The organism is uncultured Clostridium sp. (genome assembly GCF_910588715.1).
Classification (GTDB): domain Bacteria; phylum Bacillota; class Clostridia; order Clostridiales; family Clostridiaceae; genus Clostridium.
Map to the genome: position 1 here is coordinate 164198 of NZ_CAJURG010000001.1, position 25663 is coordinate 189860.

The following is a 25663-nucleotide window of genomic DNA, read 5'->3' on the forward strand; positions in this document are numbered from 1 at the left end:
ATACTATGAAGAATAAACAAATATTTTATCGTTGAAATTAAATTAGTTCTAGAGTATAATCTTAGAAGTATTAGTAAGGTCGAAAGGATGTTATATAGATGAGATTAGGGATTGTAGGACTACCAAACGTAGGAAAAAGTACATTATTTAATGCTATAACAAAAGCAGGAGCAGAATCAGCAAACTATCCATTTTGTACAATAGAGCCAAATGTTGGTGTTGTTAGTGTACCAGATAAAAGATTAGATGTATTAGAAAAAATGTATGGTACAAGAAGAAAGGTTTATACTGCTGTAGAATTTTATGATATTGCAGGATTAGTTAAAGGAGCTTCAAAGGGAGAAGGATTAGGAAATAAATTCTTATCACATATAAGAGAAGTTGAAGCTATAGTACATGCAGTGAGATGTTTTGAAGATGAAAATGTAGTTCACGTTGAAGGTTCAGTAGATCCAATTAGAGATATAGAAACAATTAACTTAGAGCTTATATTTGCAGATTTAGAAGTTTTAGAAAGAAGAATGGAAAAAGGAGTAAAGCTTGCTAGATCCGGTGATAAAAAAGCTAAAGCTGAATATGAAATAATGGAAAAAGTTAAAGCTCATTTAGAGGCTAATAAGCCAATTAGAACATTAGAACTAAATGAAGAGGAAGAAGTTTTTGTTAAGTCTTTATTTATGATAACTTCTAAACCAGTATTATATTCTTGTAATATATCAGAAGATGATATGATGAGTGGAAACCTTGAAAACAAGTATGTAAAAATGGTTAGAGAATATGCAGAAAATGAAAATTCAGGTGTAGTTATTGTATGTGCTAAGCTTGAAGAAGAGTTATCAGGATTAGAAGAAGAAGAAAAGGCTGAAATGTTAGAAGAGTATGGTATAGAGGAATCAGGATTAGATAAATTAATAAGAGAATCTTATAAATTATTAGGATTAATAAGTTATTTAACAGCTGGTGTTCAAGAAGTTAGAGCTTGGACTATAAAAGAAGGTACTAAGGCACCAGCGGCAGCAGGTAAAATTCACTCTGATATAGAAAGAGGATTTATAAGAGCTGAAGTTGTAGCTTATGATGATTTAGTAGAATGTGGTTCTGAAGCAGCAGCAAAAGAAAAAGGTTTATACAGACTTGAAGGTAAAGAATACGTAATGAAAGATGGAGATGTAGTAAACTTTAGATTTAACGTATAAACGTATAATAGATATTTTAAGTAGGAACTGTTTTATCAGTTCCTATTTTTATGAAAAATATTCAACAAATAATAATAAAAAAAGACTAATATCGCAAGTGATTTCAAAAAAATGTAATAAATATACCCCTTGCTATAGTTATACTTTAAAATAGGCAAAAGTATTGATTTTTCTAGGTTTAGTAAAAGAAAAAAATACTATTTTAAGTAAATATATCTTGAAGGAAAGAGAATAATTCTATAGAATATAATATAAGAAGATGATTAATTCCATTAAACCTAAAAGAATATGCATAAATAGAAAGGGATATAGTAAGTATATAATCTTTAATTAAATTATTGTTACAAAGTTTAAGTAATTATCTTAAAATATCTTTAATTTAATTTATTCAAAAAATGCGATTTTAAAATTAAGGAGTTAGAAAAATGGAGTTTAATCACGTATCAGTTTTACTTAATGAATGTTTAGAAGCACTTAATATTAAAGAAAATGGAATTTATGTTGATGGTACATTAGGAGGTGCAGGTCATTCCTCTGAAATTTTAAAAAGATTATCAACTAAAGGACGACTTATAGGAATTGACCAGGATAAGGATGCATTAAAAGCAGCAGGGAAAAGGCTACAAAATTATTCAAATGTTACATTTGTACATAACAATTTTCATAATATAGGAGCAATCTTAGATGAGCTTGAAATTGAAAAGGTAGATGGAATTTTAATGGATTTAGGAGTTTCTTCTTATCAATTAGATGAAGGTGAAAGAGGCTTTAGTTATATGAAAGATGCGCCGTTAGATATGAGAATGAATAGAGAAAATAGTTTCTCAGCCTATGATGTTGTTAATGACTATAGTGAGGAGGAGCTATATAGAATCATAAGAGATTATGGTGAAGAAAAATTTGCTAAGAGAATAGCTAATTTTATTGTAACTAGGAGAAGTGAAAAAAATATAGAAACTACTTTAGAGCTAGTTGACATAATAAAAGATGCAATTCCGGCAAAGGCAAGAAGAGAAGGACCTCACCCAGCAAAAAGAACTTTCCAAGCTATTAGAATTGAAGTAAACAGTGAATTATCAATTCTAAATAAGGCAATAGAAGATGGTGTTAATAAACTAAATAAAGGTGGAAGAATGGCTATAATTACATTCCATTCACTAGAAGATCGAATAGTTAAAAATAAATTTAGAGATTTAGCCATATCTTGTAGATGTCCAAAAGAGTTTCCAATTTGTGTTTGTGGAGAAAAAGCTAAGGTAAAAGTTATAACAAGAAAAGCAATAGATCCTACAAGGGAAGAAGTTGAAATTAATCCAAGAAGTAGAAGTGCAAAACTAAGAGTAATTGAAAAAATATAATATATAAATATTATGAAAATTAGCAGGGATGTGAATAAAATGGGAGTTAGGGAATATGATTATATAAGGGGAAATACAGCTTTAGCACCAGAGAGAAAAGTTAATACATTAGATGAAAAAAGAAATAAGAAGTTAAAAGATAGAGATAAGAAGGCTCATGAAAAAAGAAAATATCTTTTAGTTAGTGGTTTAAAAATTGCTACAATTATTTTTGCTTTAGGAGCTACAACATTATTTCTAGATGGAAAAGTACATGATCTTCAAAAGCAATTATTAATTTTAGAAGGTAATATGAAAGAGGAAGAAGATGTAAATGCAGCAATTAATGTAGATATGTTAAAATTTGCATCATTTGATAAAATAAAAAGCACAGCAGAAAATGAATTAGGAATGGTTTATCCAAATTCTGAAAGCACTATAAGAATTGATATGTCAAAAGAATACTTTTCACATTTAAAAAATGAGGAAAGCAAAAAGAGTGGTTTACTACAAAAAATTATAGCAGCATTTAGTTAATGAATAATTTGTAGAAGTATGGCACTAAGGTATATCTTAAGTAGTAGTATTTCAGACTCTAGTTATTCATTAATAAAATGCTCCTTGGAGGAGTTTAGTATGAATAATAAGAGAAGCTTTAAAGATAGAGCCGTTATGCGTAAAAGAATGGTTTTAGCTTTATGGTGTATTACTTCTGTGTTTGCCTTGTTAATTATTAGATTGTCTTATATTATGCTTGTTAAAAGATATGATTATTCTAGTAGAGCTGAAGAACAGTGGACAAGTGAAGTTAGAATAGATTCAAGAAGAGGTAGAATTTTAGATAGAAATGGTAATGAGTTAGCTGTATCAGCGAATGTTTACAGAATAGATTTTGACTTAAATTCAATTAGGCAATATTTAAAAAAGAATCAAAAAACTACAGATGATATTGCTCCTTTAATTGCACAAGCAGTAGAAATGGATACAAATGCTGTTAAAGAAAAGCTTGAAACTAAACTTGCAAATGGTAAAGATGCAGGTTCTGCTACTTTAGTTAGAAGAATAAACAAAGAATTGTCTGATAAGGTTAAAGAGTTAAATATTCAAGGGGTTATAGTATCTCCAGATACTCAAAGGTATTATCCAGAAGGTCAATTTTTATCACATGTATTAGGAAGTACTAATAGTGATGGACAAGGATTGACAGGTGTAGAGCTTCAATATAATGAATACCTTTCAGGGGTTCCAGGAATAAGAATAGCTGAATTAGATAGAAATAGTGAATCTTTAGATTATACAATATCAAACTTTACAGCACCTATTGATGGTAAGGATGTTGAATTAACTATAGATAAAAATTTACAAGCTATAGCAGAAAAGGTAGCAGAAAAAGGTCTTGTTGAAAACAAAGCAAAAAGGGTTTCTATACTTATAATGAATCCTCAAAATGGTGAAATATTGGCAATGGTTAACAAGCCAGATTTTGATCCTAATAATCCATTTGATGGATTTGAAGACTTTATAGGTGAAACGGATTCTGAAAAGCTTCAAAAAATGTGGAGAAATAGCTTAGTTAATGATACGTTTGAACCAGGATCAATATTTAAGGTAATTACAATGTCAACAGCTATAGAAGAAGGATTAGTTTCAGAATCTGATACATTTCAATGTGGAGGAAGTTTGCAAGTTGGTCCACATACTATACATTGTTGGAAGAGATCAGGACATGGAAGCCAAATTTTACCTGAAATACTTCAAAATTCATGCAACGTTGGATTTATGAAATTAGGAGAGAAAATTGGTGCAGAAAAGCTTGTTGAATATATTAAAAAGTTTGGATTTGGGCAAATTTCAGGTGTGGATTTACCAGGAGAGGCAAGAGGTATAATAAAATCTGCTAAAAATATGAATGATGCTGACCTTGCAACAATATCTTTCGGTCAAACTAATACAGTTAATGCTGTTCAATATATGACAGCGTATAATGCAATAGTTAATGGTGGAACATTAATACAACCACACATAATGAAATCTATTAGTCATGTTGATAGTAATGGAAATACAGTAGTGGATGAAGTTTTTGATCCAAAGACAATAAAAAATGTAATTTCAAAGGAAACAGCAGCAACCTTAAGAGATTACTTAGAAAGAACAGTAAATCAAGGTGGATCTAATAAAACTTATATAGAAGGATACCATATTGGAGCAAAAACAGGTACTGCTCAAAAGGTTAATCCTTTAACAGGTTCTTATGAATCAGGAAAGTATATATCATCTATGGCAGGATTTGCAACAATTGAAAATCCTCAAATAACTGTATTTTTAAGTATAGATGAGCCAAGCAATGGGGCATATTACGCAGGTACAGTAACAGCTCCTTTAGGAAAGGTATTGCTAGAAGATATATTTAATTATTTAGATAATGAATTTTCTCAAGATGAAAATTTAATTTTAAAAGATATAGTTATTCCAGAGATAAGGGGATTATCTGTTTCAGATGCTAAAAAGTTATTAAAGGAATATAATTTAGAATGCACTATAGAGGGAAATGGTGAAGTAATAACTAATATGAAGCCTTATCCTGGATATACAATAAAGGAAAATTCTGTAATTAATCTTTACACAGATGAAAATGCAACTTATAATAAAGATGTTGTTATGCCTGATGTAAGGGGTTACTCAAAGGAATCAGCTATAGAACTTTTAGAGAGTTTAGGAATACAATATACTCTGCAAGGCGATGGAGTAGTAATAAATCAAAACATTCCTAATGGTGAATTAATTTCAAAGGGTACTACTGTAAAGTTAACATTAAGTGCTGAGTATGGAGATTAAGATTTTTATTTTAGCATGTGGGTTGATTCACATGCTAAATTTATGTAAAAATAAAGAATTTTTTATGTTTGTATATGCAATTATATGATTGTCTATAATTAAAGGAAAAGTACTTAGCAAAGAAAATAATATTTTAAGATGAAGGTAGGGTAATTATTATGGAAATGACTTTTAATGAAATGCTAAATGCTATAGACGGAGAAGTTATTATAAAAAGTGAAGATGTTAGTTTTAACAAATTATGTATTGATACTAGAAAAATAGAAAAAAACAATGTCTTTTTAGCAATTAAAGGCGCTAATTTCAATGGAAATGATTTTGCATTGAAAGCTTTAGAAGCTTGTGCATCTATTGTTATAATAGATGAAGTTAAATTTAATTTAAATGAAATAGAAAATAAGGGAACTATAGTTAAGGTAAAAAATACTAGAGAAGCATTATTAAATTTAGCTAAATTTTATAGAAAAAAATTAGGTCTTAAAGTTGTTGGGGTTACTGGATCAACGGGAAAGACATCAACTAAGGATTTAATAGCTGCTCTTTTAAGTCATAAGTATAAAGTATTTAAGACAAAAGGAAATTTTAATAATGATATAGGATTACCACTTATGATATTAGAGTTAACTTCAAAAGATGATGTTGCAGTATTAGAAATGGGAATGAGCTCCTTAGGAGAAATTGAATTGCTTGCAGATGTTGCTAGACCAGATATAGCCGTTATAACCAATATTGGATTATCTCATATAGAAAACTTAAAAACTCAAGAAAATATTTTAAAAGCTAAAATGGAAATTTCAACTTTCTTTAATAAAGAAAATACATTAATTATTAATGCAGAAGATAAACTATTGAAAAATGTTTACTCAAATAGATTTAAAGTTGAAAAAATTGGTTATAATCATGAATATGATGTTTATGCATCTAATATTATATTAAAGGAAGAAGAAACAGAGTTTTTAGCACATGCTTTTGGTGAAGAAGCTGTATTTAATTTACCAATGGCAGGTAAGCATAATGTATTAAATACAATGCTTGCTATTGAAGTTGCAAATTGTTTAAATGTTTCTTTTGAAGAAATGATTAAGGGACTAGAAAATTTAGAGGCTACTTCAATGAGGTTACAAGTGATAAAAAAGGAAGGTCTTATAATAATAAATGACTGTTATAATGCAAGTCCTGATTCAATGAAGTCTTCTTTAGATGTACTCTCAGCTTATAAAGATTATAGAAAAGTTGCAATTTTAGGTGATATGTACGAATTAGGAGAAGAATCAGAAAAAGCTCACTTTGAAGTAGGAGAATATGCAAAAGATAAGCTTGATATCTTAATAGTTATAGGAAGATATATTAAAAACTTTAAAGATGGATTTAATAATGATAATATAATCATGTATAAAACTAAAGAGGAATGCATAAAGGAATTGAAAAATATTGTGAAACTGAATGACGTAGTATTAATTAAGGCATCTAGAGGTGTTAAGCTAGAGGATGTTGTAAAAAAATTAGAAGAGATATAATTCAACGAAGGAGATGAACTGTTAGTTATAGCAGTCAAAAATGGGGGATGGTATTATGAATATGTTAACAGGAAATTTAACAAAAATATTAATATTAACGTTTGTAATAGGGGTTATTGTAACTTTAATACTTGGCCCAATTACAATACCACTTTTAAGAAGATTAAAGTTTGGTCAAAATATTAGAGAAGAAGGACCTAAAAGTCATTTAAAGAAAGCAGGAACTCCTACAATGGGAGGAATAATGTTTATTCTCTCAACAACGATTGTAATGATTATTATGAGTGATAGTTTTACTGAAAAAGGGGTAATAGCATTATATTCACTTATTGCATTTGGATTTATTGGGTTTTTAGATGATCTTTTAAAGATATTAAAAAAGCAAAGTGAAGGATTAAAAGCATGGCAAAAGATGATTTTATTATTAATTGTTTCAGGAGCATTTGGTTATTATAGTTATGTTAATTTGCCACATGATATTGTAATACCTTTCACTGACTTTAAGCTTCCTTTAGGTGTATTATATGTTCCATTTGTTATATTTGTTTATGCAGCTATGACAAATGCAGTTAATTTAACAGATGGTTTAGATGGATTAGCATCAACAGTATCAGTTTTAGTTTTAACATTCTTTGGAGTTCTAACATTCTTAATTAAAGATTATTCATTAACTATGTTTTCAGTTGCATTAATTGCAGGATTAGTTGGATTTTTAAGATTTAATGCATATCCTGCAAAGGTGTTTATGGGAGATACAGGTTCTCTAGCAATTGGTGGAGCTATTACTACAATAGCAATAATAAGTGGATATCCTTTACTTATAGTAATAGTTGGAGGAATATATGTTGTAGAAGCTTTATCAGTAATAATACAAGTTACTTCATTTAAATTAACTGGAAAAAGAGTATTTAAAATGGCTCCAATTCACCATCACTTTGAACAATGTGGATGGAATGAAGTAAAAGTAGTTACAGTATTTTCAATAATAACAGTAGTTTTATGTATAATAGGGTTTTTTGCAATTTAGTAATTAAATTGGAGGAATGTCTATGAGTTTTTATAAGCCCAAAGAAAAAAAAGAAGTAGGGCAAATTGATTATGGTATATTTTATACTTTATGTATACTATTATCAATAGGAGTTGTTATGGTATATTCAACAAGTTCTTTTTATGCCATGTTTCATAATAATGACAGTATGTATTTCTTTAAAAGACAATTAGCTTGGGCAATAATAGGTGTAATATCTATGTCTGTAATGATGTCTATAGATTATCATAAACTAAAGAAAATAACACCTAAATTACTTTTATTAACAATACCATTACTTATTGCTGTATTTTTCTTTCCAGCAATAAATGGTGCAAAAAGATGGATTTCTTTAGGTCCATTATCTTTTCAACCATCAGAATTAACAAAATATGCAGTTGTAATGTTTTTAGCTCTTAGCATAGATATTAAGGGAGATAAAGTTAAGGAGTTCTGGAGTGGATTAATACCTTACTTATGTATATCTGGTTTCTTTGCTGCTCTTATTTTAGCAGAGCATAATATGAGTATAGCTTCTATTATTATGATAGTTACTTTTATAATGCTTTTTGTGGCAGGGGGGAAAATTAAGCATCTGTTTGGTATAATTATGCCAGCAATGTTAACACTTGCAATATTCTTTATTTTTAGTTCTGATTATAGAAGAGAAAGAATGTTAAACTTTATAGACCCATGGAAAGATGCAGCAGATGCTGGATATCAATTGATACAATCTTTCTTAGCACTGGGTTCTGGTGGACTTACAGGATTAGGCCTTGGGCAATCGAGACAAAAGACATTATACATGCCTGAACCTCACAATGACTTTATTTTCTCTATAATAGGAGAAGAGGTTGGGTTAATTGGATGTTTAGTTATTATAAGTTTATTTTTAATATTTATATGGAGAGGTGTTAGAGTTGCAATGAATGCTAAAGATACCTACGGTAAGCTTTTAGCTATGGGAATTACATCTATAATAGCAGTTCAAGCTATTATTAATATAGCTGTTGTAACTGGTTCTATGCCAGTAACTGGAGTGCCTATGCCGTTTATAAGTTATGGTGGTACCTCTCTTGTAATAAATCTAACAGCCATGGGAATATTATTAAATATATCAAGACAAGTTGAAAAGAAAGTAATTTAAAATTAATTAAGAGTTTCTTGTTATAAAGAAGCTCTTAATTTTTTTATGTAAAATAGAAAAAGAATAATATAAAATAATTATAAAAAATTATAGATTTTATGGTAAAATTAGAATAAATAATTGAAACTAAAAAGGGATAAGGTAACTGATGAAAGAGGTAAAAAATTTTATAAAGGCTAAAAAAAGAAAAAAAATAATAAAAAAGGTTATGTTAATTGCCAGTGTTGTTTCTGTTGCGGGGTTTATTTTTATAACAAAGGCTCCAATATTTAATATTAAATCAATTGTTTTAAGGGGGAATGTTACAATTGCAAATGAAACTATTTTAAGTGGAATTAGAGATAAAATAGGACTAAACATATTTACAATAAATCAAAAGGATATAAAAGAGAAGGTTTTAGAAAATAGATATGTAAGTACTGTAGAAATTAAAAGGAAAGGGATAAATACATTAGAGGTAAATATTACAGAAGAAGCACCAGTATATTATATTGATAATGGAGTTGAATTATTAATTATAAATAATGACTTGGAAGTTCTAGAAGAAGCGGAGAGTATAGAAGGAAGAAATTTAGTTGAAGTTAGAGGAATTGATTTTTCAGCTAAGGATGATGAAAATAGAGCTGATGAATTTAATTCTTACAAAAGTATTTTATCTAAATTTTATCCTTTTATTTCAAAGAATAGAGAAGCAGTGTATTTATCAAGTTTAGATTTAAGTAATATAATAAATATAATTGGCTATATTGGAGATGTAGAAATATTTTTTGGTGATGATAATGATTTACATAATAAAATGGAAAATGTATACAGAATAATGTTAGCTGATAATATAGACATAAAAAAGGGATATATAAATGTTAGTTTTAAGGGGGCCCCTGTGGTGAAAATTGAAGAAGTAAAAGAAGATACGAGCGAAAATAATCCTAAGCTAAATGATAATATAGAACCAATGGAATAGGAGGGCAACTATGAAAAAATTAGTATCTCAATTACTTGTAGCTTTAGTATGTTTGCTTCTAGGATTTTTATTAACACATCAATTCAAGAAGTTGAGTATGGTCAATGGTAGCAATATAGATTATGATAATGCTAATATATTATCAGAAATAGAAAATTTAAAAAAAGAAAAGGAAGATCTTCAAAAAAATAATGAAATATTATCTGAAGAGATTAAAAAGCTTGAAGATGCAGCAGCAAAGGAAGGAGAAATTGAAGGAGAAATAAAAAAGCAACTTGATAATACAAGAATGCAAATTGGACTTTTAGATGTTAAAGGTCCTGGAATTTCAATAACTTTAACACTTAAAAATTCTGTTTTTGGTACAAATGGAACTCAGTTAATAAACACTATAAGTGAGGAGGAAATTGTAAATTTAATAAATTCTTTATGGTATGCTGGTGCAGAAGCAATTTCAATAAATGAAATGCGAATTACTCCTCAAACAGGAATAAAAATGGCAGGAAGCTCCATTTCAATTGGATCAGCAGGAAGAATAGATCCTAATAGTACAATTGTTATAAAAGCGATAGGGGATAAAAATAAATTAAATATTGCAGTTAATTTCCCAGGGGTACTAGATTATGGTGCTTTAAAAAGCTATATTAGTGATGTTAAACAAATGGATGATATAACAATAGCAAAAACAACACAATCATTAAGATATGAGTATATAAAACCAGTTCAATAAAGGAGGAAATTATGATAGCATTTATTGGTTTATTATTAGGAGTTTTTTTAGGATTAGTATTTGATATAAATATACCGGAAAAATTTTCTCCATATATGTCTGTAGCAATATTAGCATGTTTAGATTCTGTATTTGGTGCATTTAGAGCAACGCTTAATAAAAATTTTAAGGCAGATATATTTATATCAGGTTTTTTTGGAAATTCACTTCTTGCAGCTGGGCTTGCTTATTTAGGAGATAAATTAGGAATTCCTATATATATTGCAGCGGTAATTGTATTTGGAGGAAGAATATTTGATAACTTCGGTTCTATAAGAAGAATATTATTAAAAAAATATAGAGATATTCAAAGGGGTGATTAAGTGAAAAGCTATAGAAATAGGTTTTTTATTTTAATTGCTACCATATTACTTGGATTTTTAATTGTAATTAATATAAGTAAAAATGACGTTAAAGGTTTTTTTAATTTAAGTTCTATGGAATATAAAGATGCTATAGATGAAAGAAATAGGCTTTATGATGAAATATCAATATTAAATGATGATAACTATGAATTATTAAAAAGAATTGAAAGTTTAGATATTAATGATAAAAATACTAAGGAAAATAATGAAAAAGTTATTGAAAATATGAGAAATCAGTTATCTACTTATTTAGATATTGCTGGGAAAAAGGAAGTGAAGGGGCCGGGAATAGTTTTAACTATTTATGATGGTGAGTACGATATAAACAAAGATGATCAATTAGAAGTAGATAGAAGAACCTTACATTCAATAGATGCAGCTATGGTTTTAAATGATTTAAGAGTTGCAGGTGCCGAAGGAATAGCTATTAATAATTATAGAATTTTAAATACCACAGGACTTGTATGTGCATGGGCATTTATAAGATTTGAGGAGAATGGTAATGAAATGGAAGGTAGTCCTTTTAAATTTTACGCAATAGGAGATCCTGAACAATTAGAAACTTCGTTATTTACAGAAGGAAGCTATATAAATAAACTAATAATTAGAAAATTAAATATAACTATAGAAAAATTTGATGAATTAATATTGCCAAAATCAAAAAAATTAATAGAATCAAAATTTATGAATAGAAAAGATAATTAAATTAAAAAAAGTATTAAAAATTTTCAAGAAAAATGTTATAATTAAAAGGAAGTTTAGAAGGGAATTTTATACTTTTGAAGAATAATAATGTTTATAGATAAGTAACTCTTTCAAAGGAGGGATTAATATTAGTATTTCAGAAAAAACAATAGAAATTTTAAATGAAATACCTAATGATATTACTTTAGTAGCGGTATCTAAGACAAAGCCAGTAGAAATGATAATTGAATCATACAATGTTGGACAAAAAGACTTTGGAGAGAACAAGGTTCAAGAACTAATCTTTAAAAGAGAAATGTTACCAAAAGATATAAGATGGCATTTTATAGGTAAGCTTCAAACTAATAAAGTTAAATATTTGGTAAATAATGTGTATTTAATACATTCGTTATCTAGTGTAAAATTATTAGAGAAAATAGAAAGTGAATTTGGCAAAAATAATTCTTCTGCTAATGTACTTATTCAAATAAATATAGGCAGGGAAGAAAGTAAAAGTGGCATTTATGAAGAAGAGTTAAATGATATAATTTTTGCTATAGAAAAATGTAATCATGTAAAGGCTAAAGGAATTATGGTTATAATACCTAAAGGTAATGAAGAAGAAAATAGATATTATTTTAGAAAAACAAAAAAAATTTTTGATAGTTTAAAAGAAAAAGATTTTAAGAATATATCTATGGAAATTTTATCTATGGGGATGACAAATGATTATAAGATTGCAATTCAAGAAGGAGCTAATTTAGTTAGAATCGGTTCTGGAATATTTGGAATAAGGGAAAAATAGGAGGATATAGTAAAATGAGTAATATGTTTGGAAGATTTAAAGAAATCATAGGACTTGGAGAATATGATGAGGAATTTGAAGAGTTAGAAGAAGTTGAAGAAGAGGAAGAAGTTGAAGAAGTGGAACCTATAATTTCAAAGCAAAGAGGAAATAAGGTAGTTAATATTCATAATTCAGCCTGTGCAAAAATTATGGTTGTTAAACCAGCTTCCTATGATGAAGCAAGAGAAATTGCAGATGCTATAAAAAATAGAAAGATAGTTTTAGTTAATACAACTTCAATGGAAACAAAAATAGCTCAAAGATTAGTAGATTTTATTAGTGGTGCATGTTGTGTATTAGGAGCACAGCTTCAAGAAGTTGAGCAAAGAGTATATTTACTTTCACCATCTAATGTAGAAGTTAGTAATGAATTAAGAAGTGAAATAAGTTCAAAAGCACTATTTAATTGGAATAAATAGGAGGTGATTCCTATAGGAGTCATAAACAGTTTTTTATATTTATTATTTACTTTATTAGACATAAGTATTTTAGCTGAAGTAATACTTTCTTATATACCAAGCGTTAGAGAAAGTAATTTTTATAAAATTTTAGTATCTTTTAATAATCCAATTTTATCACCATTTAGAACTTTGCAAGAAAAATTGTTTGGAAGCATGATGATAGATTTTGCACCACTATTAGCTATTGTAGTATTAAATTTTATTAGTGGTATTTTGATATAAAAATGTTATCAAAAGAAGATGTTTTAAAAAATTTTTTAAGAGAAGATACTGAAGATGTTATAAAAGTTTATCAAGCTATGAGTTTAGCTTATAATAAAGGTATACCAAGTTTTACTAAGTTTTTCTGTAAGCCTAATATTTGGATGTATTTTATCAAAAACTTTAGTAATAATAATTTTTTAGTTGAAGCAAAAGGTGCTTTTGAAGAATGTGATAGAAGAATATTATCATTTAATAATATTTATTCAATTCCTTTTCCATATAAAATTATTAGAATTAATAATAAATCTAAATTTAATAATCTTTCACATAAAGATTATTTAGGAGCTATTATGGCTTTAGGGATAGAAAGGGAAAAGCTTGGAGATTTAAGGGTGATTGATAATTCTGCAATAGTTCCCGTATATGATGAAGTAGCTAACTATATTTTATATGAATTAAAAAATGTAGGTAAAGCACCTGTATCGATAGAAGAAATTACAGAGGATAATTTACCAATTAGTAATTTTTTAGAGGGAGTAATAATAGTACCTTCTCTTAGACTTGATAATATAGTTTCTAAATTAGCTAATATTTCAAGGGGAAAGGCTGTAGATATTATTGATAGTGGTAAGGTATTAATAGATTATTCTAAATCTATAGATAAAAGTAAAGAAGTAAAAGATGGCCAAAGAGTAACGATTTCTGGAGTAGGAAAATTTATAATAAGGGAAATTGTTGGGAATACAAAAAGTGGAAGATATAAAGTTAAGATGAACAAATTTATATAGAAGAGGTGGATGGAATGAAATTAAGTCCTACAGATATAAACAATAAGGAATTTAAAAAGGGAATAAGAGGATATTCAATTGATGAAGTAGATGAATTCCTAGATAAAATTGTTGAAAGTTACGAAGAAATTTTTAAGGAAAATGAAATATTAAAAGAAAATTTAAGCAGAGTAAATGAAAAACTTGATCACTATGAAAAATTAGAGGCAACTATACAAAATACTTTATTATTAGCACAAAATGCTGCCGATCAAGCTAAACAGAGTTCAGAAAAGCAAGCAGAATTAATTATTGGAAATGCTAATGAAACAGCTCAAAGAATATTAGATAAGGCTCATGGTGATGTTATAGCTATAAATGATGAATATGAAAGAGTGAGAGAAGAATTTATAAAATTTAGAGCTAAGTTTAGAGGGTTTATGAATACTCAACTTCAAACATTTGATGAATTAGAAAAAGATTTAACAAAAAATTATAATGTATCACAAACAGTTGATCAGTATGAATTACATGAAAAAGAAGCAGAAATCTATAATGAGTCTGAAAAGGACGAGTTTAAAATTGAGGATTTAAACGACGATATAGATGCTATAAAAAAATTCTATTCAAATAACTAATACATATAGGAGGCCGAGAATTTGGTCTCCTTTAGTTAGTTTATTTACATTTATAATTAATACTGCTATTGAGAATGATTTATTTATATATTATAATGTCAAAAGAAAGTTATTCTTTATAAATAAACGGAGTAAAATATATGGAAATTTTAAATTTTAATATTAATAGTGATGATGAAGGTCAAAGAATAGATAAATATTTATCAAATATTATTGAAGGTAAATCAAGATCATTTATTCAAGGATTAATAGATGAAAAAAAAGTTAAAGCTAATAATAAAGTAATTAAGAGTAATTATAAAGTTAAAAAAGATGATTTTATTGAAGTTTGTCTTCCAGAACCTGTTGAACTTAATGTTTCTGCGGAAGAAATGAATTTAGATATTGTTTATGAAGATGAGGATTTATTAGTTATTAATAAGGAAAAGGGGATAGTGGTTCATCCAGCTCCTGGCAACTATACTGGAACTTTAGTAAATGGTATATTACATCATTGTAGTGATTTATCTGGAATTAATGGTGTTATAAGACCAGGAATTGTACATAGAATAGACAAAGATACCTCTGGAATACTTGTAATTGCAAAAAATGATGAAGCACATAATGATTTAGCAGCACAATTTAAGAAGCATTCAATAAAAAGAGAATATTATGCCTTAGTAGAAGGTAAATTTAGCAATACAAATGGTAGTGTTGATAAGCCTATTGGTAGAGATAAAAAAGAAAGAATAAAAATGGCAGTTAACCCTGATGGTAAAAGAGCAGTAACTCACTATGAAGTTTTAGAGCAATATGATAAGGGTGTATCCCTTGTTAAATGTACTTTAGAAACTGGAAGAACGCATCAAATTAGAGTTCATATGGCATCTATTGGTCATCCATTAGTTGGAGATTTAGTTTATGGATATAAAAGACAAAAATTTAATTTAGAAGGTCAAGCACTTCATGCTAAAACTTTAGGTTTTATTCATCCTAGAACTAAGGAGTATATGGAGTTTAAGTCTGAACTACCTGATTATTTTAAAAAATTACTAGATAAATTAAGAGGAATGTAAGGAGTTTATTTTTATGAAATTAAAAGCTAATTTATTAGATGATAATGCAATTAGAAGAAGTTTAGTTAGAATTTCTCATGAAATTATTGAAAAAAATAAAGGTGTAGAAGAGATCGTATTAATAGGAATAAAAAGAAGAGGATATCCATTAGCAAAAAGAATTGCTGAAAATATTGAAAAAATAGAAGGTGTTTCTGTTGAAGTTGGATATGTTGATATAAGCCTTTATAGAGATGATATTACTGAAATTGAGGAAAGTGTTAAATTAAATTCAGTTGATTTAGGTGTTGAAGTAAAGGGTAAAAAGGTTATATTAGTAGATGATGTATTATTTACTTGTAGAACAGTTAGAGCAGCTATTGAGGCTATTATAGATAGAGGAAGACCATTATCAATTCAACTTGCAGTTCTTATAGATAGAGGTCATAAAGAACTACCAATTAGAGCTGATTATGTAGGTAAAAATATACCAACATCAAAAACTGAGATAGTGGCAGTAGAAATAAATGAAATAGACGGAAATGATTCAGTTAAAATATATGAATCATAAAAGGAGAAAATAAAAAATGGATTATAATTTAGTGGCTACAACTACTTTTGGATTAGAAGGAATTACAGCAAAAGAACTTAAAGCATTAGGATATGAAGAGTTAAAAGTTGAAAATGGTAAGGTGCATTTTTCAGGGGATGAAATGGATATTGCTATTGCTAATGTGCATTTAAGAACAGCAGATAGAGTCTTTATAAAGATGGCAGAATTTGAAGCAAGGAGCTTTGAAGAACTTTTTCAAGGCACTAAAAAAGTTAAGTGGAGTGAAATTATTCCTAAAGATGGAGTTATGCATGTGGTAGGTAAATCTGTTAAGTCAACTCTTTTTAGTGTGCCAGATTGTCAATCCATTGTAAAAAAAGCAATAGTTACAAGTATGAGCGAAGATTATGGAGTAAATCACTTTAGTGAAGATGGACCAGTTTATAAAATAGAAGTATCAATACTAAAAGATGTAGTAACATTATCTATTGATACAAGTGGAGTAGGATTACATAAAAGAGGATATAGAGAAGAGGCTGGTATAGCACCATTAAAAGAAACCTTAGCAGCAGCTTTAGTTTTAATTTCTAGATGGAAAGAAGATTATACTTTAGTTGATCCTTTTTGTGGGTCAGGTACTATATTAATAGAAGCAGCTATGATAATGCAAAATATAGCTCCAGGGCTTTTTAGAAAGTTTGTATCAGAATCATGGCCAACTATAGGTTCTGATATATATGAGCAGGTTAAAGAAGGAGCAGAAAGATCTATAAAAAATAAAAATATAAAACTTATAGGTTATGATATAGATGGAAGAATGCTTAAAATTGCAAGAAGTAACTCTCAAAAAGCTGGAGTTTCTAAATATATTGAATTTCAAAAGAGAGATTTTAAACAATTTTCAAGTAGTGAAAAAAATGCTTTTATTATAACTAATCCTCCGTATGGAGAAAGATTAGGGGAAAAAAGAGAAGTTGAAGAGCTTTATAAGTATTTAGGTATGAATAAAAGAAAATTAGATACATGGGATTTTAATATTTTAACTTCATATGAAGGGTTTGAAACACCGTTTGGAAGAAAAGCTACTAAAAATAGAAAGTTATACAATGGAAAATTAAAATGTTATTATTATCAATACTTTGATAATGAAAAAATAAAAAATCATGGAGATATGGTTGTTAATCATATTTAATAATTAAAATAAAGATGATAAAATTTATATTTAATTTTATCATCTTTATTAATTTTATAAAATAAAATTATATTTTTTCAATTTTTAGGTTATTAAATTCTGACGGTTCTACATACATTGTGTAATTAGTATGATAAATAACCATTCCAGGGTTTGCTCCATTTGGTTTTTTTAAGTTTTTAACTAAAGTATAATCAACTGGAACTTTTGAGGAATCTTTAGCTTTGCTATAATGTGCAGCTATGGTTGCTGCTTCTACTAATGTATTATCTGGAATATTATTTGAACAAATAATAACATGAGAACCAGGAATATTTTTTGTGTGAAGCCACATAAAGTTTTTATTTGCAAATTTTAAAGAAAGATAATCATTTTGAATATTATTTTTACCAACAAAAATATCTATTCCATCTGATGAAATATAGTGTATTGGTTTAGATGATTTAGCTTTTTTAGAAGACTTTCCATTAGCTTTTCTTTTTCTTACATAGCCTGTAGAAATTAATTCTTCTTTTATATCATCAATTTCAGAATAGCTTTCACAATTTTCTATATTTGTTAATACAGAATATAAATATTGCAATTCTTCATTATTTTTTTCAAGTTGCTCTATAGCAGATTCTTCAGATTTTTTTAGCTTATTATATTTTTTATAATAACTTTGAATATTTTCAGATGGAGTTTTATTTTCATCTAAAGGAATAGTTATTTCTTCACCTTTTTCACTAAAGAAGTTAAATGTAGTAAAATCTCTATCTCCTTTTTTTATACTATATATATATGATGTTAATAAATCACCTTTAATTTTAAAGTTATCTTTATCTTCACATTTTTTTAAAACATCATTTAATTTGTTTTCTTTTTTTATACATCTATCTATATTTGTTATAACAAGTTTCTGTAGATTTACAGAACGTCCTTTAATACGTTCTTGCTTATCTTTTTCTAAATAATATTTATCCATTAACTCATGAATATTTTCTAACACTTCAAAAGAAAAGTTATTTTCTAATTGATTTAATTGTGTAACATAAAAGTCAATATAATTCCCATTTTCATCTTTATAAATTTTAAAACTTTCATTATCTAAAAGAGTATTTAAGAAGTCATTAATAAAGTTATAAATATTTTGTGGTGAAAAATCCGTATATTTTTTATTATATTCAATGAATAAATGTTCAGATAATGGTTTGCTTATTCCTGTAAAGCAAGAAACAAAGAAATTTTTGTTAAAAATTATGGAATTTTTATTCACAAAGTCCTGTAAAGTGGTATCATTAAAAGAGAACGGATTAATTTTAGTTGATTTTGGGGGATATTTATAGTCTATACCAGGATATAAAACTCTATAACTATTCATAGAAGGAGATATATGTTTTATACATTCCATTATTTTATTATCTCTTTCTCTAACAAGAGTAATATTACTATGTCTTCCCATAATTTCAACAATTAAACTATAAATGCTATTAAAGCCTAATTCATCAGAAGATTCAATTAAGAATTTAACTATTCTATCACCTTCTTGTTGAATAATATCTATAATTCTACCACCAATTAAATATTTTCTAAGAACCATAGTAAACATTGGTGCTTGAAGTGGATTTGATTTACTAACTGTAGTTAAGTTAAATCTAGGATATTTTGGTGATGCAGATATTAAAAGTTTTAAGTTTTTTCGTTCTTTTCTTAATGTTATTATTATTTCATCCTTTTCGGGTTGATTTATTTTATCAATTTTGGAATTTAATATTGATTTTTTTAAATCTTGCACTAAACTATATAAGTAGATACCGTCTATTGCCATAAATGTCATCCTTTCTTTAGTATTAATTAAAGTAAGTATATCATTAATTTATGTATTAGTAAAACGGTTATAAAATGGAGGAGAAAATTATGGAATTTGTAAAAATGCATGGTACAGGAAACGATTTTATTTTTTTATTAGATTTAGATAATAAATATGTTGGACAAGAAAGTAAATTGGCTAGAAAGCTTTGTCATAGAAGATTTGGAATTGGAGCAGATGGTATAGTTTTAGTTAGAAAGTCTCATATAGCAGATGTAAAAATGGTAATAGTAAATAGTGATGGTTCATCGGCAAATATGTGCGGAAATGCAATTAGATGCTTTGGAAAATATGTTTTCGAAAATAATATTATAAATAAAAAAATAATTACTGTTGAAACTGGTGATGGTGTAAAAGAATTAGAATTAAGTATAAATAATGATAAGAGAGTTGAGACAGTAAAGGTATATATGGGGGAAATATCTTTTGATGGTTCATTAATACCATTAAAAAATAAGGATAAGTTAATAGATGAAGATATAGTTATTAACGGAAAAAATTATAGAGTTTCTTCTATATTAGTAGGGGTTCCTCATACAGTTGTTTTCATAGATGATGAAAATTATGATGTTGCAGAAGGAAAGTATATAGAAAAATATGAACTTTTTGAAGAAGGTACAAATGTTAATTTTGTTAAAGTAATTGATGATGAGAATATTTTGGTTAAAACATGGGAAAGAGGGGCTGGTGCAACTTATTCATGTGGAACTGGATGTTCAGCATCTGTTGTTATATGTAATAAATTAAATTTAACTAAGGAAAAAGTTAATGTTAAAGTACCAGGTGGAATGTTAAGAATAGAATTAGAGGGAAGTTCTATTTATATGATTGGAGATGCAGAATTTATTTGTCGTGGTGAAGCATATTAAAAGAGGAAAAGATAAATGATAAACAAAAAGTTAAAAAGATTAATTATTATAATTCAAATTATGATTACTAGTATATTTTTTTTAGGATGTAAAAGTGAAGAAATAAAAGAGTTAAATAATATAAAATTAAATAAGGGTGCTTTTGTAAATGAAAGCACCAGTTTTGAAACTTTTAATTTAAATTCTAAAAATATATATGAAAAAATAGAAACAAAAGATAAATTAATAAATAATTTTAATGAAAATTCTAATACATATACCTTTTATAAGGACAATAGCTTTTATGTAAATTATAATTCTAAAGATATAAAGATAAATCATAATAAAATAACAAACTTGAAGATTTCTGAAGATGGAAATTATATATTTTATTTTATAAATGAGGAATATTTAGAACCAGCAATCATGGATTTAAAAAATGAAAAAGAAATACTTTTAAAAAATAAAGCTGTAATTTCAGGGAAATTTATTGATTGGATAACAGATAGCAAGTTAGCTTATTATGGTGCTGATACAGAAAATAAAACAGCAGGAATTTTTATTTATGATATAAAAACTAATGAAGAAAAAAATATATATAAAATTAGCAATGGTTATGTGAAATTTTTAAAGCATATAGATAATGGGTTGGTTTTAGTAGAAGAACATTATGAAAAAGATACTGTTTTAAAAATTATTAACGAAAATGGAGAAGTAAATGAAATATCAAGAGAGGTTATAGATATTAATGACATAGAATTTGTTAATAATAAATTGTATTTATTAGGAAGAGTAAAAAATAATAATTATTCTATTTATGAGCTTGATAATGGTACAATAAGAAGATTGATTTTTGATTTTCCAAATGTAGTTTATGCAGAAAAGGGTTTATCAGTTAATGAAAATGGAGAAATATTATTTGTGGGAAGCACATCAAGTGGACAATCAGAACATTTATATAAATATTCAAATGGAACTGTAATTTTAGTTAATGATAATATTAAAAATTGTAACTTTATAGATATTAATTAAAAGAATTTAGGATTTTTCCTAAATTCTTTTTTGTTTTAACTATATTATAGGAAATAGGAATTAGTTTAATGTTTTAATTACTTAAAATTAGGATATAAATTTATAATATTTTACAAAAATAAAAATAATTAGAAAAATGCGAATAAAATAAAAAGTTAATGGAAAGTTTTATTAATGGTGGTGAGTAAATGGTAAAAAGTGAATTAATTAAAAATATAGACATTTCAGTAGTAAGAAAGATAAGTGAACAAAAGGCAAAAAAGATAAGGTCTTTTCCTTTTAAGGAAAATAAAACAGATATTTATATTTATGCAACTAGTAATAAGAAAATAGTATTAGATGAATTTGAATTTATATTTAGAAAAAATGTTGAAGTAGTATTAATAAGTGAGGAGGAGTTTGATTATTTATTTAAAATTGTTTATCTAGGAAATAGAAAAGATGCTGATTATGAGGTTATTAAAGAAGCTATAAATTTAAAAGCTTCTGATATACATTTTGAGCCACATAAGGATTCTGTATTAGTTAGGTTTAGAATTGATGGATTATTAAGAAGTATGTATGTATTTGATAATAAGGAATATATACCTATTTTATCAAAAATTAAAATAAATTCAAATTTAGATATAACTGAAAAAAGAAAACCACAAGATGGAAAAATAATTTTTAACTACGGTGAAAGAGATTATGATTTACGTATATCTGTAATACCAATTGTATATGGAGAAAAACTAGTTATAAGAATTTTATATGGAAATGTATTTAATTATTCTATAGATAAACTAAATTTAACTGATAATCAAAAAAGAAAACTAAAGTATATAATGAATGTTAATACTGGATTAACAATTATAAATGGTCCAACAGGCTCAGGAAAGTCTACAACTCTTTATTGTATTCTAAATGACTTAAACAAAGATGAGGTAAATATATCTAGTTTAGAAGATCCAATTGAAGCAGTTATTCCAGGAGTAAATCAGATGAGTTTAAATAATACACTCAATATTGATTTTGCAGAAGGTCTTAGAAGCTTATTAAGGCAAGATCCTGATATAGTAATGTTAGGTGAAATTAGAGATGAAGAAAGTGCAGAGATAGCAGTAAGGGCATCATTAACTGGACACAAGGTTTATTCTACTATTCATACACGTGATCCAAGAGAAGTTTATTTTAGATTAGAAGATATGGGAGTAGAAAATTATTTAATAAGAGATTCTTTGGTTGGAATAATATCTCAAAGGCTTATTAGATTATTGTGTAATAAGTGTAAAAGTAAAGTAGGAGAAAAAGTTGTAGATAAAGAAAATATAGATATTTTTAAAAAGTGTGGATGTACGGAATGTAATTATACAGGATATTCTGGAAGAGCATTAATAGCTGCTATACATGTAATTGACAAGGATATGAAAAATAAAATTAAAAATATTTATAATGATACACAAATGTTATCTAATACAGAAATGATAGAAAATTTAAACGATTTATTAAAAAAAGGATATATATCTATAGAAGATTATGAAAATTTTATTGAAATGGAGGGAATTGATGATATCTATAAAAAAGAAAGCAAGTTATAAAGATTTATCTATTATTGCAGGGAATATAGGAAAATTATATGATGAAGGAATTTCACTATTAAACATATTAAACTTAATTGATGAGTTACCCTTAAAAAGGGAATATAAAGTATTATTAAAGCAAATGGAAAAAGTTATTAAAGAGGGTGGTAGTTTAAGTGATGGATTTAAAAGTGGAGGAGAACTTATTCCAAGCTTTTTTAGTTCTATGGTAAATATAGGAGAAATAACTGGAAAAATAGTTTATGTATTAAAGGGTTTAGAAACATTTTATGATAAATTGTATAATGTTAAAAAATCTATTATAAATGCAATAACATATCCTTTATTTTTACTAGCAGCATTATTTCTTTTAGGTATCTTTGTTATATTTTTCTTTATACCAAGTATAAGCGAAATTTATTTAGCAATGGGGAAGGATATACCTCTAATATATGTAAATATAATAACGCTTAAAGAAAGTTTTTTTAATAATCCTATAATAGTAACAATACAACTAAGTATTGTGTTTATAATACTTCCGTATTTCATTATTAAAAACTTTTTTAAAAAGCATATAGATAAATTAGTAGAAAAAATACCAATGTATAATCTAATTAATGAATATATATCTATAGTTTTAATGTCTGTGGTAATTAATAGTGGAATTAATATTGCTATAGGACTTGAGTATTGTTGTGAAGGTGAATTTGGAAAAGGAATAAATAAAAGTATTAAAAAAATAAATAGTGATATTACAAATGGAATGATGTTATCCAAAGCAATGAGTGAAGTTAGAATGTTTTCTAAATATACATTAGCACATGTGAAGCTTGGAGAGGAAAGTGGTTCATTAGATAAAAGATTTCAACTGTTAGAAGAAGAGATTTTTAAAATTTTAACTATAAAGATAAATAGTTTAACTAAAACTATACAACCATTTTTAATATTATTTATAGGAATTATAATAGTAGTTTTTATTATTAAGTTTATATTACCACTTTTAAATATCATATTAATTTGAGGTATTAAAAATGAAAAAAGGATATACATTAATAGAACTTATAATAGTATTAGCTATAATTTTAATATTAATATTACCAAGCATTAATATATCAAAGTCGTACAGTGAATCAATAATGAGAATTAAAGGAAAGAGTATTGCAAATGAAATAGGAAACTTAATTAGCTATGGTAAATATTATTGTAGATATTATGATATTTTAGGATTAATTGAAATTAATAAAGAAGAAGGAAAGATAGTATTTAAGGATATATCAGGAAGAACTAAAATAATAAAAACTATATTTTTAGAAGATGGATTTAAATTTGTGACTAATGATACTTTTTCAATAAGCAAACTAGGAAGTATACAAAAATCAGATACTATAAGAGTTATAGATAAAAACGGGAAGTTATATAAAGTAACTATTTCTACAGGAATAGGCTCAGTTAATATTTATGAAGGAGATTAAAAGGAGTGAAGAAAAGAGGGAGTATTTTAATAGAAACTATAGTTGGGGTTAGTATTATTTTATCAATGTTTTTAGTTGTTTCATTATTGATAAGTGAAAATATAAAAAGTGAATTTATGCGTGAGAAAACAGAAGAAGCACATAGAATAATTTATTGTATAATGCAAGAAGTAAAATATAACTCTACATTAGAAAAAATATTGAATTTAACTAATAAAGAAAATTTAAAACTAAAAAATTATGATAATTTTTTAGTTGATTTATCAAATACAGATTTAGATAAAATGCCTAAAGGAGAAGATATAATAATTAAATCAAAACCTTCAGAAGATGAAGAAAAATTAGAAATTAATATTAAATTTAAATTAACACATAATGGTGAAATATTAGAGAGAAGTTTTTTCAAATATAGGTGGATGGATTATTATGAATAAAGCTAAAAAGGGTTATACATTAATAGAAGTTATTATAGTTTTATCAATAGTGCTTTTGCTTGGAGGAATAACAGTAACGCTTTCTTATAAAACAATAGAAAATTACTTTATTAGTCTTGAAAGTTGTTATAGAGACGATAAGTTTGATAATGCGTTATTATATATAGATACATTATGCAACAGTAACGGAATTATTTCTATAGAAGAAAATAAAATATTTACAGAAAAATTAACTAAGGATATTAAATCTAATAATATAGTTGTTACTACAAAGGAAATAAACGAAGATAGATCAGTAAAGATAATTTATTTAAAGGACAACAATTTAAAGGTAAGGACTTTAAATTATAAAGGAAAGAATGTAACAGTAGGAGATAATATATTATTAGATAAGGTTAATGAATTTAATGTTAAGAGAAAGAAAAATTTAGTTTATTATTATATAAAAAATAATGAATATAAACTAAGAGGAAGGTGCATATGAAGAAAAAACAGGGGATAGTAATGTTAGAAGTATTAATGCTATTAAATATTTTAATCTTTTTAATAGTTTATAACGCTAAGACTATAGTATCTAATTTAAGCAAAATAGGTCTTTATGAAATAAAAGAAGATATTTATTATTTAAATGACAGCGAATATGAATTATTAAATGAGGTAGAAAATTTAATTAAGAAGGATGAAAAATTATTAGAGCTTATTAATTCATATAAAGATAACTTAAAAATAAATTATGAATATACGTTTAGTAAGAATAAAAAAATGAAATTTATTATTTCTGAAGGTAAATTATATTTGAAGGAGCTATTACAAGGTAAAACAGAAAGCTTAAGAGAAATAGATATTTTAGTTATTGATACTAATAAAGAAAATTTAAAAGTTATTTTAAAGCCTAAATTATATAAAATACTTTATATGGTATAAAGGAGTAGATT

At 26.4% G+C, this 25663-nt stretch carries 28 protein-coding genes; 27 read left to right on the top strand and 1 reads right to left on the bottom strand.

All coding sequences use genetic code 11. The features are described 5' to 3' along the window. The first annotated feature begins 98 nt into the window (after positions 1 to 98). The 19 genes from ychF (at position 99) to QZ321_RS00885 (ending at position 17534) form a co-directional block, all read left to right on the top strand. Positions 99 to 1196 carry a redox-regulated ATPase YchF gene (gene ychF / locus QZ321_RS00795; protein ID WP_291748885.1) on the top strand — a complete coding sequence of 366 codons (1098 nt, stop codon included), beginning with the start codon at positions 99 to 101 and terminating at the stop codon, positions 1194 to 1196. Between the two features lie 425 nt (positions 1197 to 1621). Continuing rightward, a complete protein-coding gene (rsmH, locus tag QZ321_RS00800; protein ID WP_291748888.1) occupies positions 1622 to 2554 on the top strand; it encodes a 16S rRNA (cytosine(1402)-N(4))-methyltransferase RsmH in 933 nt (310 codons plus the stop codon). A gap of 39 nt (positions 2555 to 2593) precedes the next feature. After that, complete coding sequence (locus QZ321_RS00805) at positions 2594 to 3070, top strand: hypothetical protein (RefSeq protein ID WP_291748889.1); 477 nt, start codon at positions 2594 to 2596, stop codon at positions 3068 to 3070. A 99-nt stretch (positions 3071 to 3169) separates the two neighbouring features. After that, the gene (locus QZ321_RS00810; RefSeq protein ID WP_291748891.1) at positions 3170 to 5368 is read left to right on the top strand and encodes a stage V sporulation protein D; all 2199 of its coding nucleotides are present in this window, start codon (positions 3170 to 3172) and stop codon (positions 5366 to 5368) included. Between the two features lie 158 nt (positions 5369 to 5526). Further along, complete coding sequence (gene murF, locus QZ321_RS00815; protein ID WP_291748893.1) at positions 5527 to 6885, top strand: UDP-N-acetylmuramoyl-tripeptide--D-alanyl-D-alanine ligase; 1359 nt, start codon at positions 5527 to 5529, stop codon at positions 6883 to 6885. Between the two features lie 61 nt (positions 6886 to 6946). Further along, positions 6947 to 7912, top strand: a complete 966-nt coding sequence (mraY, locus tag QZ321_RS00820; protein ID WP_291744216.1) for a phospho-N-acetylmuramoyl-pentapeptide-transferase — start codon at positions 6947 to 6949, stop codon at positions 7910 to 7912. 22 nt (positions 7913 to 7934) lie between these two features. Further along, a complete protein-coding gene (gene spoVE, locus QZ321_RS00825; protein ID WP_291744212.1) occupies positions 7935 to 9059 on the top strand; it encodes a stage V sporulation protein E in 1125 nt (374 codons plus the stop codon). A gap of 148 nt (positions 9060 to 9207) precedes the next feature. Beyond that, the gene (locus QZ321_RS00830) at positions 9208 to 10020 is read left to right on the top strand and encodes an FtsQ-type POTRA domain-containing protein (protein ID WP_294195962.1); all 813 of its coding nucleotides are present in this window, start codon (positions 9208 to 9210) and stop codon (positions 10018 to 10020) included. 10 nt (positions 10021 to 10030) lie between these two features. Next, positions 10031 to 10750 carry a DUF881 domain-containing protein gene (locus QZ321_RS00835; RefSeq protein ID WP_291741157.1) on the top strand — a complete coding sequence of 240 codons (720 nt, stop codon included), beginning with the start codon at positions 10031 to 10033 and terminating at the stop codon, positions 10748 to 10750. An 11-nt stretch (positions 10751 to 10761) separates the two neighbouring features. Further along, positions 10762 to 11112, top strand: a complete 351-nt coding sequence (locus QZ321_RS00840) for a small basic family protein (protein ID WP_291741159.1) — start codon at positions 10762 to 10764, stop codon at positions 11110 to 11112. After that, entirely contained in the window at positions 11113 to 11859 is a 747-nt protein-coding gene (locus QZ321_RS00845) for a DUF881 domain-containing protein (RefSeq protein ID WP_291748897.1), read from the top strand. A gap of 127 nt (positions 11860 to 11986) precedes the next feature. Beyond that, on the top strand, positions 11987 to 12643 hold the full coding sequence (locus QZ321_RS00850; protein WP_291749002.1) for a YggS family pyridoxal phosphate-dependent enzyme: 657 nt from the start codon (positions 11987 to 11989) through the stop codon (positions 12641 to 12643). 14 nt (positions 12644 to 12657) lie between these two features. After that, positions 12658 to 13104 (top strand): cell division protein SepF, encoded by a 447-nt coding sequence (gene sepF, locus QZ321_RS00855; protein ID WP_291741162.1) that lies wholly within the window; start codon positions 12658 to 12660, stop codon positions 13102 to 13104. Positions 13105 to 13107: 3 nt separating this feature from the next. Beyond that, positions 13108 to 13368, top strand: coding sequence for a YggT family protein (locus QZ321_RS00860; RefSeq protein ID WP_291741164.1), 261 nt, complete (start codon positions 13108 to 13110; stop codon positions 13366 to 13368). Positions 13369 to 13370: 2 nt separating this feature from the next. Next, positions 13371 to 14138: a YlmH/Sll1252 family protein gene (locus QZ321_RS00865; RefSeq protein ID WP_291748901.1), complete on the top strand. Its 768-nt coding sequence runs from the start codon at positions 13371 to 13373 to the stop codon at positions 14136 to 14138. Between the two features lie 14 nt (positions 14139 to 14152). Next, positions 14153 to 14755, top strand: a complete 603-nt coding sequence (locus QZ321_RS00870; protein ID WP_291748903.1) for a DivIVA domain-containing protein — start codon at positions 14153 to 14155, stop codon at positions 14753 to 14755. Between the two features lie 140 nt (positions 14756 to 14895). Then, on the top strand, positions 14896 to 15810 hold the full coding sequence (locus QZ321_RS00875) for an RluA family pseudouridine synthase (protein WP_291748906.1): 915 nt from the start codon (positions 14896 to 14898) through the stop codon (positions 15808 to 15810). 13 nt (positions 15811 to 15823) lie between these two features. Beyond that, positions 15824 to 16360: a bifunctional pyr operon transcriptional regulator/uracil phosphoribosyltransferase PyrR gene (gene pyrR / locus QZ321_RS00880; protein ID WP_291748908.1), complete on the top strand. Its 537-nt coding sequence runs from the start codon at positions 15824 to 15826 to the stop codon at positions 16358 to 16360. 16 nt (positions 16361 to 16376) lie between these two features. Beyond that, complete coding sequence (locus tag QZ321_RS00885) at positions 16377 to 17534, top strand: class I SAM-dependent RNA methyltransferase (RefSeq protein WP_291748910.1); 1158 nt, start codon at positions 16377 to 16379, stop codon at positions 17532 to 17534. 67 nt (positions 17535 to 17601) lie between these two features. On the opposite strand, the gene QZ321_RS00890 is transcribed toward QZ321_RS00885, so the two are convergent. Beyond that, complete coding sequence (locus QZ321_RS00890) at positions 17602 to 19341, bottom strand: NFACT RNA binding domain-containing protein (protein WP_291748913.1); 1740 nt, start codon at positions 19339 to 19341, stop codon at positions 17602 to 17604. A gap of 89 nt (positions 19342 to 19430) precedes the next feature. Here QZ321_RS00890 and dapF point away from each other — a divergent pair, with 89 nt between their 5' ends. From dapF to QZ321_RS00930, 8 genes are all read left to right on the top strand, one after another. Next, complete coding sequence (gene dapF / locus QZ321_RS00895) at positions 19431 to 20252, top strand: diaminopimelate epimerase (protein WP_291748918.1); 822 nt, start codon at positions 19431 to 19433, stop codon at positions 20250 to 20252. A gap of 15 nt (positions 20253 to 20267) precedes the next feature. After that, positions 20268 to 21263, top strand: coding sequence for a hypothetical protein (locus QZ321_RS00900; RefSeq protein WP_291748922.1), 996 nt, complete (start codon positions 20268 to 20270; stop codon positions 21261 to 21263). Between the two features lie 188 nt (positions 21264 to 21451). Beyond that, positions 21452 to 22840 (top strand): ATPase, T2SS/T4P/T4SS family, encoded by a 1389-nt coding sequence (locus QZ321_RS00905; RefSeq protein WP_291748924.1) that lies wholly within the window; start codon positions 21452 to 21454, stop codon positions 22838 to 22840. Further along, complete coding sequence (locus QZ321_RS00910) at positions 22809 to 23843, top strand: type II secretion system F family protein (protein ID WP_291748927.1); 1035 nt, start codon at positions 22809 to 22811, stop codon at positions 23841 to 23843. Before QZ321_RS00905 ends, QZ321_RS00910 begins: the two co-directional genes overlap by 32 nt. Before the next feature lie 10 nt (positions 23844 to 23853). After that, positions 23854 to 24294: a prepilin-type N-terminal cleavage/methylation domain-containing protein gene (locus QZ321_RS00915; RefSeq protein ID WP_291748930.1), complete on the top strand. Its 441-nt coding sequence runs from the start codon at positions 23854 to 23856 to the stop codon at positions 24292 to 24294. Positions 24295 to 24299: 5 nt separating this feature from the next. After that, positions 24300 to 24728, top strand: a complete 429-nt coding sequence (locus QZ321_RS00920; protein WP_291741181.1) for a hypothetical protein — start codon at positions 24300 to 24302, stop codon at positions 24726 to 24728. Next, the gene (locus tag QZ321_RS00925) at positions 24721 to 25212 is read left to right on the top strand and encodes a type II secretion system protein (RefSeq protein WP_291748932.1); all 492 of its coding nucleotides are present in this window, start codon (positions 24721 to 24723) and stop codon (positions 25210 to 25212) included. Before QZ321_RS00920 ends, QZ321_RS00925 begins: the two co-directional genes overlap by 8 nt. Next, entirely contained in the window at positions 25209 to 25652 is a 444-nt protein-coding gene (locus QZ321_RS00930) for a hypothetical protein (protein ID WP_291748935.1), read from the top strand. The genes QZ321_RS00925 and QZ321_RS00930 overlap by 4 nt, the downstream gene beginning before the upstream one ends. The last annotated feature ends 11 nt before the right edge of the window (positions 25653 to 25663 follow it).